General features: G+C 38.4%; 9 protein-coding genes. 2 read left to right on the forward strand and 7 right to left on the reverse strand.

From position 1 onward, the window contains the following. Positions 1–13: 13 nt before the first annotated feature. Entirely contained in the window at positions 14–1,831 is a 1,818-nt protein-coding gene (gene dnaG / locus RV04_RS03650) for a DNA primase (protein ID WP_071857112.1), read from the reverse strand. Between the two features lie 151 nt (positions 1,832–1,982). After that, positions 1,983–2,618 carry a lysozyme family protein gene (locus RV04_RS03655; protein ID WP_071857113.1) on the reverse strand — a complete coding sequence of 212 codons (636 nt, stop codon included), beginning with the start codon at positions 2,616–2,618 and terminating at the stop codon, positions 1,983–1,985. A 187-nt stretch (positions 2,619–2,805) separates the two neighbouring features. On the opposite strand from RV04_RS03655, the gene RV04_RS03660 reads away from it, so the two are divergent. Together RV04_RS03660 and mprF are read left to right on the forward strand one after the other, a co-directional pair. After that, complete coding sequence (locus tag RV04_RS03660; protein ID WP_071857114.1) at positions 2,806–3,525, forward strand: alpha/beta fold hydrolase; 720 nt, start codon at positions 2,806–2,808, stop codon at positions 3,523–3,525. A 4-nt stretch (positions 3,526–3,529) separates the two neighbouring features. After that, positions 3,530–6,109 carry a bifunctional lysylphosphatidylglycerol flippase/synthetase MprF gene (mprF, locus tag RV04_RS03665; RefSeq protein ID WP_071857115.1) on the forward strand — a complete coding sequence of 860 codons (2,580 nt, stop codon included), beginning with the start codon at positions 3,530–3,532 and terminating at the stop codon, positions 6,107–6,109. Between the two features lie 49 nt (positions 6,110–6,158). On the opposite strand, the gene dnaJ is transcribed toward mprF, so the two are convergent. From dnaJ to hemW, 5 genes are all read right to left on the reverse strand, one after another. Continuing rightward, on the reverse strand, positions 6,159–7,319 hold the full coding sequence (dnaJ, locus tag RV04_RS03670) for a molecular chaperone DnaJ (RefSeq protein ID WP_071857116.1): 1,161 nt from the start codon (positions 7,317–7,319) through the stop codon (positions 6,159–6,161). 147 nt (positions 7,320–7,466) lie between these two features. Beyond that, complete coding sequence (gene dnaK, locus RV04_RS03675) at positions 7,467–9,296, reverse strand: molecular chaperone DnaK (RefSeq protein WP_071857117.1); 1,830 nt, start codon at positions 9,294–9,296, stop codon at positions 7,467–7,469. Between the two features lie 53 nt (positions 9,297–9,349). Then, positions 9,350–9,901, reverse strand: coding sequence for a nucleotide exchange factor GrpE (gene grpE, locus RV04_RS03680; protein ID WP_071857118.1), 552 nt, complete (start codon positions 9,899–9,901; stop codon positions 9,350–9,352). A 33-nt stretch (positions 9,902–9,934) separates the two neighbouring features. Beyond that, the gene (gene hrcA / locus RV04_RS03685; protein WP_071857119.1) at positions 9,935–10,975 is read right to left on the reverse strand and encodes a heat-inducible transcriptional repressor HrcA; all 1,041 of its coding nucleotides are present in this window, start codon (positions 10,973–10,975) and stop codon (positions 9,935–9,937) included. Positions 10,976–11,102: 127 nt separating this feature from the next. Beyond that, positions 11,103–12,266, reverse strand: a complete 1,164-nt coding sequence (gene hemW / locus RV04_RS03690; RefSeq protein ID WP_071857120.1) for a radical SAM family heme chaperone HemW — start codon at positions 12,264–12,266, stop codon at positions 11,103–11,105. Positions 12,267–12,341: the final 75 nt, after the last annotated feature.

The raw sequence follows: 12,341 nt of genomic DNA on the forward strand, positions 1-12,341 counted from the left end.
GCCCCTTTCACTTCTAGGCTTGTTTCAAGCGTTTTGTCAATTCGATAATTTGAACAGTCAACTCTAATTCTCGTTGCTGGTTCCCACTTTTTCTGGCCTCAAGCTGCTCTTTTTGTCGTTGTTTGATTTCTTCAGCAATGCCAGATTGGGAAATAACTCGCATTAAGTCGTAGATTTCGCGTTCGTTACTATCTTCTGACATGGATATTATAGAGATATCGATGACTAGCTGCTTCATCTCTTCCTCTTTTAAATAGTTCAGGAAGTCCGCTAAAACAAAATTTCCATGAACCATCATATAACTATCTAGATAAAGAAGCAATTCCTGATATTGATCGTGAATAAATTGAAATTCCGATTGCACTAACTGTTCACGCACTGAATTTTCGTTCATACAACGATAAATCAGCATACGTTCTGCTTTTTCTTCTTTAGTCAGTACACGTTTACTTGGCTGGATAGGTGCAGGTACAACGATTTGCTGTTGCCGCCGCTCTGTCCGTTGCGTTTGGCGCGCCATGTTCAATTGTTGCTTTAAACTCTCGCGCGATAGATGGAATTCATCTGCGAGCTGACCTAAATACATATCTTGTTCCACCGGTGACTGAACTTTTGCCAAATCCTGCATCACTGTTTCTAAATAGTTCAACCGATCTGATTCATTTTCCAGATTCAAACCTTTTTTACGATAATACATTTTGAAGGCAAAAGGTGTCTGACGACCATGGTGAATCAAATTTTGTAATTCACTGACCCCATATTTACGCAAGTACTCATCTGGATCCAATTTTTCAGGAATCGTGACCGTTGAAAGATTTAACCGGCTGTGTGTATCCAGCAAGGTTAGCGCTCGATCGGTAGCTGCTTGTCCCGGATCATCGCCATCATAGGCGATAACTACTTGTCCGGTGATTCGCTCAATTGCTGAAATTTGCTGTTCAGTCAAACTTGTTCCCATTGACGCCAATCCAATTTTGATATCTGCTTGCCAAGCGGCCAGTACATCCATGAATCCTTCAAATAGAACAGCTTCACCCTGTTTTCGGATTTCATTACGGGCCTTGTCGAAATTAAATAGGACTTGCCGTTTGTTGAATAATTCCGTTTCTGGTGAGTTGAGGTACTTCGGTTGATCATCTCCAGGATAAGCTTGGGTCTTCAATAAACGACCTGAAAAACCAATTGGCTTACCGCGAAAATCATTCAAAGGAAACATCACTCGTTGATAAAACCGATCACTATAGCTACCATTATCACGACGAATAAATAAGCCACTTCGTTCCATTAAGTCTGTGTCAACTTTATCTTGCTGGGCTACTTGAACTAAGAAATCTCGTTGATTGGGCGCAAAGCCAATTTTGAATTCATTAATCAATTCGTCTGTCAAACCACGATCGTGTAAATAATTCAATGCTTCTTCGCCAACTTTAGTATTCATCAAGATATGATGATATAAATCTCTCGTCCGTTCATGCAAAGCAATCAATTGTTGCTGGCCCGTAGAGTTTTGACTGACTGGCTCGGTTGCAATCTCAATGGCTAAAGGGATTTGTTCGATATCTGCTACTTTTTTTACCGCTTCAGGAAAAGTGATTCCTTCCAGTTCTTGTAAAAACGTATAGACATTTCCACCCTTGCCACATCCAAAACAGTGGAAAATTTGTTTGTCTTCAGCTACTGAAAACGACGGTGTCTTTTCTTCATGAAATGGACATAGCCCTAAATAATTTTTCCCTGATTTTTTTAATTGCACGTATTGTCCAATTACTTCGACGATATTGGTTTTTTCTCGAACCTCATCGATCACTTGTTGGGGAATTCTTTGTACCAAAAAATATCACCCTGATTTCCATAAAAATATGATAAAAGACCTAAAAAATCGCCCCAATTCATCTTCCGATCAGCGCGATTGTTTTAGACAAACTTATACATGTACCATTTTAGCATACTTCCTTATTATTACAAGTTTTCCGCTCGTTATTTTAACTTTTTTGAAACCTTTCATACCAATTGATCAATTGCTTATTTCCTTGAACGATTTCAGCATAAAACATGTTTCCTCCGTCACGATACAAATACCCGCCATTATACAGAACCGATTGCACTTTCATATAACGATAAGTCGTTTGCTGGTCATTACCCAACCCCGGTGATAAAACATCCCTTGAATATTCTTCAGCTAATTCTACACTGTTTTTACCGCCATTTTTTTTAACAAAATCGATATATTTCGTCCCGAAGTTATATGCTTGAATCGCAGTCGCTAAGTCACACCCCGCTTCATTGGCTAAGCGGTAACTTTGGACAAAATGCTCTACTCCGCTTTCAATGCTCTCTTTTTGGCTATCAATTTGCCCTCGACTACCATAGACACTTTCAGAACTTTGCATTAAATCAGTGCCTTTTCCTTTTGATTCTGTATACATGATCCCTAAAATGACATCTGTGTATTTGCCTACGCCAGCTTCATCTGCTACTTGTTGGACATCGCTCCGATAGCTATTGACTGTTTTTACACTTTTATACGTACGAATCGCAAAAAATCCTCCAACAAAAATAACAATAATTATCCCTAATGTTATCATCATTTTTATTATCTTTCCAATTAATTTCAACATATAGCTTATCCAATCATCTTCTTTTTTTCTCTTTTTATACTACTAGAAGTTATTAGGATTTTAAAAGAAAAAAATGATAGCTTTATATTAAATTAATTATTCTATTGATGTGACTTGTTCTTATAACTAAATTAATGTGCAAGAAAGAAAAAAATCAGTATACTTAATTTTGGTAGGTGATAACAAAATGGCTGAAAAAAGAATCGCTCAGATGAGTGACGGATCAGAAATTTATTATGAAAAATACGGCAATGGTCCCGCCCTCTTCTTACTTCATGGGAACGGCGGAAGCGGAAGATATTTTTCGAAACAAATCAACAGTTTCAGTAAACACTTCAATGTTTATGTTGTAGACAGTCGGGGGCACGGTCGATCGACAAATACACAAAAAGAAACTAGCTTCCAAATCATGGCTCATGATCTTGCTGCAATCATGACCCAAGAAAAAATTGAATGCGCAGATTTATTAGGATTCAGCGATGGTGCAAATTTGGCGATGGTGTTCGCTCATCTGTATCCTCAAAAAGTAGATCATTTAGTCTTGAATGCTGGCAACACAAGACCAGACGGAGTCCGAATTATCCCCCACGTTTTGAGTTATCTTCAATACGCGATTGTTTGGATAGGTGCATTCGTAGATAAAGGGATGCGTAATTTCTTGCCAATTTTACGCTTACTCTTCCGCGATATCGGTTTATCGACAGAAGATTTGAATGCCATTACAGCACCAACCTTGGTTATCGTGGGGAAACACGACTCTATCAAGACTAGACATTCGATGTATTTAGCTCGCTCTATCCCGAATGCTAGTTTCGCTATCGTGTCAGGTCAAGGTCATATGTTTGCCAGACGGAATCCCAAACGATTCAATCAAGAAGTATTACAATTTTTATTAGAAAAGGAGTGAGTTTATGGGGAAATTTGTTGAGTGGTTCAAAATCCATTTAAGTAAATTAAAAACGATTTTTCTGATTTCTGTCATTGTCATCGTTATTTTCGAATTATCTAATATCGCCAAAACTATTTCATTGGATCAACTTTCAGATATTTTTAGTCGTATAAGCCTAAAAAATATTTTGTTGATGGCATTAATCGGACTGATCTCAGTAACACCAATGATCGGGTATGACTTTACGTTAAATCATATTTTGGAACAAAAACCTAAAAAACTATATGTTTTCGAGACTAGTTGGTTTGTGAATACATTGAATAATATTGCTGGTTTCGGAGGTGTCGTTAGCGCTGGTCTCCGCTCCGAGTTTTACGGAAAACAAACTTCAGGAAAAAAAGTGATTCAAGCTCTTTCTAAAATTTTAGTATTCACAATGTCGGGACTATCCATTTATGCATTGCTCTCATTTTTCTTGGTGATATTCGATGATCATAATGAATATTTAAGACAATATTGGATTTGGCTGATTGCTGGTGGCTTGTATTTTCCAATCGTTTTTTGTTTAAGTCTTTTTGGGAAAGGTGAATACCTTGGAGACCTCAAAAGTTCGCATCGTTTACAGCTAATTGGCTATTCTTTCTTAGAATGGACGGGTGTATTGGTCAGTTTTATTTCAACCGGTTTATTGATGGGGGTTTCGGTCAGCGTTCGTGATGTAGTACCACTATTTATTGCCGCTACAGTTATCGGGATCGTATCAATGATACCCGGTGAACTTGGCAGTTTCGATCTAATGATGATCTTTGGCTTATCCGCTTTAGGAACTTCAAGAGAGACGGTGATTGCTTGGATTTTATTATTCCGTCTGTTTTATTATTTAGTCCCTTTTGCGATTGGTCTAATTCTATTCTTCAAAAATATCAGTTCAACAATCAATGAGCGTTATAAAGGGATTCCACTTAGTTTATTAAAAGAAGTTGCCCATAAGCTAGAAAGCTTTTTACTTTATTTCACCGGAATTATGTTGGTACTATCAGCGACGATTCCTGAGGCCTTTATTCGTGTCTCCTTTTTACGTCATTTAAATCCGATTCACTCACGGGTAATTGTTGTCTTTCCGGCGATTCTTTTAGGCTTTTTATTAATGGTACTCGGTCGTGGGGTTTCCGCTCGAGTCAAACGGGCATACATCCCTACAATCGTGATTGTAGCAGCAACGTTCTTATATTCTATGCTTGCCGGATTCCGATTATCTAGCGGTGTTTTCTTAACACTCGTTTTACTTTTCGTTATTTTTTCTAAAAATGAATTATTCCGTGAGCAACTTGTTTATTCTGCAGAGTGGTTGACCATCGACGGGATCATCATGGGTAGTTTGGCGATTTTATACATTATCATAGGCGTTTACAACAGCCCTAAAATCCATCATCGTCATCGCTTACCAGATTTCTTTTTATTCCCTAGTGAACAGATTTGGGTGGTTGGTTTTATTGCTATTTTCATCGGCGCCTTTTTCGTGCTCTTGCTGATTCGTTTCTTAAAGAACAAGCGAATCCAAATTGGCGAAACGCTTGATGAAAGTCGGATTCAACATATTTTAACGACTCATGGCGGAAATGCGGACAGTCAATTGGTTTTTCTAAATGACAAAAAAGTTTTCTATTATAACGATGGCGAAGAAGACACAGTCTTTTTCCAATTATCGACCTTCAATAACAAAATCTTGGTTATGGGCGATCCCTCAGGTAAAGCAACGGACTTCGAATCTGCAACTGAAGAACTAATCAAGCAAGCAGATCGTTACAATTACTTACCTGTCTTTTACGAAAACAGCGAAGAAATGGTCATGATTCTTCATGAATTCGGTTATGACTTTATCAAATTCGGTGAACGCGCCCATGTTTTCTTACCTGACTTCACCATGAGTGGTAAAAAAATGAAAGGTCAACGAGCCAGTTTCAATAAAGTACTAAAAGAGGGCTACCAATTTGATGTCTTAAAGCCTCCTTTTTCAGCCGAAACTATGCAAAACCTTCGATCAATTTCCGATGAGTGGTTAGATGGTCGAAAAGAAAAAGGCTTTTCTCTAGGTTTCTTTTCAGAAGATTATTTGCAACGAGCACCGATTGCAGTAATAAAAAACGGTGGAGATGACATTGTTGCTTTCGCTAATTTTATGCCAACTTATACGGATAATATCGGAACGATCGATTTAATGCGCCATAGTCCTGAAAAAGCACCTGGTGGAACGATGGACTTCTTATTCATAAATTTATTTCAATATATGCGAGACGAATTAGGCTTGGAATACTTTGATTTAGGGATGGCACCGCTAGCAAACGTCGGAACCTCACGCAAAAGTTTCACCCAAGAAAGAATCGCTTATCTGGTTTATAACTTTGGCTCACGTTTCTACTCTTTTGGTGGATTAAAGGACTATAAAGATAAATACGCGACGAAGTGGTTACCAGAATACGTCCTCTACTCACGAGATAGTTGGATTGGCTATGTGATGATTGCTTTATTGATTACCGATAACGCACCTGTACAAGGTGAAAAAAAATATCGTGGTCTTCGTCGCTTCATTTTTAAAACGTAATAAGTAAAAAGAAGTTCCCTCACCTAGGCAGATGAAGGAACTTCTTTTTTTATTTTTTGCCACCAAAAGCATCTTTTACTTTTCCAAAGAAACTTTCGTCTCTTTGTTCAGTAACTGTTTGTCCACTTGCTTCAGCAAATGCACGTAACGCTTCTTGTTGTTTTTCATTCAAGTTCTTAGGTGTGATGATCTTAACAGTCACTTGTTGGTCACCGTTAGAATTACCACGTAATCTTGGTGCACCTTTGCCTCGTAAACGGAATTTCGAACCCGTTTGTGTGCCTGCAGGAACTTTTAGTTTCACATCGCCATGCACAGTCGGAACATTGATTTCATCACCTAGCGCTGCTTGTACAAAGCTCAACGGCAATGTGTAATAAATCTCACCGCCATCGCGATCAAAAATGTCGCTTTCTTTCACTTTGAAGACCACATAAAGATCGCCATAAGGGCCACCATTGATCCCAGCTTCGCCTTGATCTGCTAAACGCATTTGTTGTCCGTCTTCTACACCAGCAGGAACTTTTACCTTAACTGTGTGTGGACGTTTTTCGTGTCCTGTACCATGACAAGTTGCACATGGATCTTTAATTTCTTTCCCAGTACCATGACAAATATCACATGTTTGACGGCTCATCACACGACCAAGTGGTGTTTGATGTTCCACGTTGATCGAACCCGAGCCATGACATTTATGACAAACTTCAGGTTCTGTTCCTGGTTTTGCACCATTTCCGTGACAAGTATGACAAGTTTCCTCACGATTATACTTGATATCCTTTTCAACACCAAAAATCGCTTCTTCAAACTCTAAATTAATAGAGTATTGTAGATCGGCGCCCTGTCTTGGTGCTTTCGGATCCGCTTGACGAGAACCGCCTCCGCCAAAGAAAGATTCAAAGATATCTTCAAATCCAAAGCCGCCTCCGCCGCCAAATCCACCAGCACCGCCAAAGCCGCCTGCTCCACCAGCACCAAAATTAGGGTCTGTTCCAGCATGACCGTATTGATCATAGGCTGCACGTTTTTGAGGATCACTCAAAATTTCGTAAGCTTCAGAGATTTCTTTGAACTTCTCTTCCGCATCAGCTTCCTTATTGATGTCTGGATGGTATTGCTTGGAAAGCTTGCGATACGCTTTTTTTATTTCAGCATCCGAAGCACCTTTTTGAACCCCAAGGACTTCGTAATAATCTCGTTTTGTAGCCATTGGCTTCCCTCCGTAATTCATAGAATCGTTAGTATTGTATCACAAGTCGATTTCGATACGATACTTTTCTTAGATTTTTTCTAAAGGAGCGACCAATCTTAAAGAAAAAGGCCAAAGCGATGACTTTGGCCTTGATCAACGAATTAATTATTTGTCGTCATCGTTAACTTCTTCAAAATCAGCATCTACAACATCGTCCGCTCCACCTTGAGCAGCTTCTGGATCAGCATCTGCTTGTTGTTGTGCAGCTTGTTCATAAAGTTTAACTGTTAAGTTTTGGACGATTTCGTTCAATGCGTCACGTTTTTCTTTCATTTGTTCGATATCGTTCGCTTCGACTGCTGCTTTTAATTCATCGCGAGCATCTTCAGCTTTTTTCACTTCATCTGCATCAACTTTGCCTTCTAATTCTTTCAATGTTTTGTCAACAGAGAATAACAAAGCATCAACATCATTACGTAGATCAACTTCTTCTTTACGAGCTTTATCAGCATCAGCATTTGCTTCAGCATCTTTTACCATGCGGTCGATTTCATCATCTGATAAACCTGATGAAGATTTGATTGTAATTTTTTGTTCTTTTTGTGTTCCTAGGTCTTTCGCAGAAACATTAACGATACCATTTTTATCAATATCGAATGAAACTTCGATTTGAGGAATTCCTCGTGGTGCAGCTGGAATATCTGTCAATTGGAAACGACCTAGTGTTTTATTATCAGCAGCCATTGGACGTTCACCTTGTAATACGTGGATATCTACTGCAGGTTGGTTGTCAGCAGCTGTTGAGAATACTTGTGATTTACTTGTTGGAATCGTTGTATTGCGATCGATTAATTTAGTAAATACGCCACCCATTGTTTCAATACCTAATGATAACGGCGTTACATCTAGTAAAACGACATCTTTCACATCACCTGTGATAACGCCACCTTGGATTGCAGCACCCATAGCGACTACTTCATCTGGATTGACAGATTTGTTTGGTTCTTTGCCTGTTTCTTTACGTACAGCTTCAACAACTGCTGGGATACGTGTAGAACCACCGACTAAAATAACTTCGTCAATTTCTGATTGAGATAAACCTGCGTCTTTTAATGCTTGACGAACCGGTGTTTTAGTACGTTCTACTAAGTCTGCAGTGATTTCGTCAAATTTAGCACGTGATAATGTTGTTTCCAAGTGCAATGGACCAGCATCGCCAGCTGTAATAAATGGTAAGCTAATTTGTGTTGAACTTACACCGGATAAATCTTTTTTCGCTTTTTCAGCAGCATCTTTCAAACGTTGCATTGCCATTTTATCATTAGATAGGTCAATTCCATTAGCTTGTTTGAAGTCTGCAACTAAGTAATCGATGATCTTGTTATCAAAATCATCCCCACCTAGATTGTTATCACCAGCAGTTGATAATACATCAAAAACGCCATCGCCTAATTCAAGGACAGAAACGTCAAATGTACCACCACCAAGGTCAAATACTAAGATTTTTTCATCTTTATCTGTTTTATCTAACCCATAGGCTAATGCTGCTGCAGTTGGTTCGTTAACGATACGTTCAACTTCCAGACCCGCAATTTTACCAGCGTCTTTTGTTGCTTGACGTTGTGAGTCATTGAAGTAAGCAGGAACTGTGATAACGGCTTTCTCAACTTTTTCACCTAAATAATCTTCAGCAAATCCTTTGATGTATTGTAAAACCATCGCTGAAATTTCTTGTGGAGTATATGTTTTTCCTTCAGCCTCAACTTTGTAGCCTGCTTCACCCATGTGACGTTTGATTGATGAAATTGTATGAGGGTTCGTAACAGCTTGACGTTTTGCTACTTCACCGACTTGGATTTCACCATTTTTGAATGATACTACAGATGGAGTTGTACGGTTTCCTTCTGGGTTTGTAATGATTTTAGCTTCTCCGCCTTCTAAGACAGCGACAGCTGAGTTTGTTGTACCTAAGTCAATACCAATAATTTTACTCATAGTTGAAAATCTCCTTTTCATTTATCTGTTAAATTTTTAGTGGAATACATTAATTATTGAGCAACGATTACCATTGCTGGACGCAACACGCGATCATGCAATTGATACCCTTTTTGCAAGACATTCACGATAGTGTCAGCCTTATGATCGTCATCTGCAGGAATTGTTTGAACCGCTTGATGTAGATTTGGATCGAACGCTTCACCGTCAGCTTTGATTTCAATGATGCCTTCTTCTTTTAATGCAACGTTCAAACTTTCAAGTACCATTTCAACACCTTTTTTAAGGCTGGCTCCTTGATCATCTGTTACTTCTGTTGCTAGGGCTCTTTCTAAATTATCAATCGCAGGCAATAATTTTTTGCCAAGATCTTGCGAACGATAACGAACTAATTGCTCCCGTTCATTTTTGTTACGATTTGACATATTAGCGATTTCTGCTCGAGCTCGCAAAAATTTGTCTTCCATTTCATTGAATTTCGTAGTCAATTCTTCGACTTCAGAAATTTCAGGGATATCGATTTCTTCTGTTTCTGTAGAATTAGTATCTGTTGAATCAACTTCTTCTAATTCTTCTTCCACTTCATGTTTTTCTTCTTTTGCCACTACGCGTACTTCCTTTCTTTTTAGGAATCGTTTCTAGTGATATAAATCCAGTGAACGATAGTAATCATCCAAAGCATTTGTCAACTCAGATTGAAATACTTCTAATAAACCAACGATTTTTGAATACGGCATTGATGTCGGACCTAATAATGCGATCGTCCCTCGGCCATGACCGCTGATTTCATAATTTGCTTGGATCATACTTAGATGATCAAATAAATCATTGCCCATCTCGGCACCGATCCGTACATGGATGCGATCATCAGACGGTAAGAGCAATTGTGTTAATTTTTCTGAATTACGCATAAGCGAATACATCGATTGGACATGACCCAAATCATACTCCGAATTAAAATTCAAAATATTCATTCGACCACTGACAAAGACCTTATCCTCAAATGCCTCATTCAAAACAACGTCAAACAAGCGACCAATACCTTCAGTTGATTGGAAATAGCGATGCAAAATCATCGGAATCTCTGTTCTTAACTTTTGATAGACACTTACTAACGGTTGCCCTACAAGACGATCATTGATGATATGAACCATTTTCTCTAAGTCCTGGCTCTCGACATTTTCTGGTATCCGAAAAACTTGGCTCTCGACATTTCCTTTATCAGTAACGATGATTGCTAAAATTTGTCGATCATTTAGCGGTACAATCCGAAACCCAGTCAATGTTCGATCCTTCATCTCAGGACCTAATGAAAATGCGGTGTAACTAGTAACTTGAGAAAGTATTTTAGCCGATTGTTGAATGATATCATCAATTTCGTGGATATCTTTTTTCAACGAATTACGAATTTGAGCTACTTCTTGATTACTCACTTTTGCCGGCGTCAATAGATGATCCACATAATAACGATAGCCTGTTGCAGAAGGAACCCGTCCGGATGAAGAATGTGTCTTCTCCAACATACCAAGTTCTTCTAGTGCTTTCATATCGTTACGAATCGTTGCAGAACTTGCTTTTACGCCTTCTTCCATTAAACTTTTTGAACCTACAGGCTGGCCTGAATTCGTAAAGTCTTGGATGATCAAGCTGAGAATCAGTTTTTGTCTTTCTGTTAACATTCTTCTCATCCTTTAGTTAGCACTCTTTATCTTTAAGTGCCAACTCGATTATTAATATACCACATCTGATTTTAATGTCAAGCGTTACACACAAAAAATTAGCACTCTTTATCCAAGAGTGCTAATTTTATTTACTCAATAAAAATTGTTCAAAAACATCATTTCCACGAAACAGTCCTTGCTTCGTTAAACGGATGCTTGTATCACTTTCTGTCACAAGGTTTTGCTGCTTTAAATCTTCGATAACGTCTCCATATATACTTGTTATCGTCTGGTCAAAGCGTGTCTCAAAAACTTTTTTTTCGACTCCTAAAATTTTTCTTAAGCCTAAAAACATTTCTTCTTCGATTTGCTCTTTCTGTGTTAAGCGTTCTTCTTCTAAAATAGGAAGCTCTCCATTATTCAATGCTTTTAAATAGTGTTGAATCGGCCCACGATTTTTGTAACGCTTATTCGCTAAATAACCACTCGCTCCAGCACCTAACCCAAAATAATTTTGATTGTTCCAATACACTAAATTGTGCTGACTTTCAAAACCTGGTTTGGCAAAATTACTGATTTCGTATTGCATTCGTCCCGCTTTTTCCATCGCTTCGATCGTTTCAGCATACATCTGAGCCTCAAGTTCTTGTTCAGGCAGCTTCATTTTACCGCGGCGGACCCAATTCATAAACATGGTTTGATTTTCTAAGATTAATGAATACAAAGCATAGTGTGGTAAATCTAACTCTAACGCCCGTTGAACAGTATCACGAAAGCTCGCAAGACTTTGACCTGGTAAAGCATAAATCAAATCAATCGTCACATTTTCAAAGTTTTTGTCTTCTAACAATTGAATAGTGTCATATACATCTTGTGCTGTATGCTTACGACCGATTTTTTTTAATAAACGGTCATCAAACGTCTGGACACCCATCGATAATCGATTGACCCCATAATTTTTCATTACATCTAATTTATCTCCGGATAAATCACCGGGATTTGCTTCAACTGTAAATTCACCGTCTTTATATGGAAGCAGCTCACGCAACCCACTCAGTAAACGGTCTAATTGTTTTGCATTTAATGACGTCGGTGTTCCGCCACCTACATAAACGGTCTCCATCTTTTTTATTGGATGCTGGTCTAAAGAAAGACGGGCTTCTTTTAACAATGCTTCTATATATTCATCTACTGGCTGTCCTTCTAAAAACACTTTATTGAAATCACAGTAGTAACAGATATGTTCACAAAAAGGGATGTGAATATATGCTGAAGTATTCGCCTCAATTGATTTATTACTTATTTGCATTACTTACTTTCTCCTCAAATTCCAGATGATACTCACTATATCATTATAAGCTATAAATGGTGTAAATCTTGCCCT

The organism is Enterococcus hermanniensis, assembly GCF_001885945.1.
In the GTDB taxonomy this organism is placed as follows: Bacteria; Bacillota; Bacilli; order Lactobacillales; family Enterococcaceae; genus Enterococcus_A; species Enterococcus_A hermanniensis.

Excerpts from the sequence above, each read along its gene's own strand:
- RV04_RS03655 (WP_071857113.1), bottom strand. The coding sequence starts at position 2,618 with ATGTTGAAATTAATTGGAAAGATAATAAAAATGATGATAACATTAGGG.
- RV04_RS03660 (WP_071857114.1), top strand. The coding sequence starts at position 2,806 with ATGGCTGAAAAAAGAATCGCTCAGATGAGTGACGGATCAGAAATTTAT.
- mprF (WP_071857115.1), top strand. The coding sequence starts at position 3,530 with ATGGGGAAATTTGTTGAGTGGTTCAAAATCCATTTAAGTAAATTAAAA.
- dnaJ (WP_071857116.1), bottom strand. The coding sequence starts at position 7,319 with ATGGCTACAAAACGAGATTATTACGAAGTCCTTGGGGTTCAAAAAGGT.
- dnaK (WP_071857117.1), bottom strand. The coding sequence starts at position 9,296 with ATGAGTAAAATTATTGGTATTGACTTAGGTACAACAAACTCAGCTGTC.
- hrcA (WP_071857119.1), bottom strand. The coding sequence starts at position 10,975 with ATGTTAACAGAAAGACAAAAACTGATTCTCAGCTTGATCATCCAAGAC.
- hemW (WP_071857120.1), bottom strand. The coding sequence starts at position 12,266 with ATGCAAATAAGTAATAAATCAATTGAGGCGAATACTTCAGCATATATT.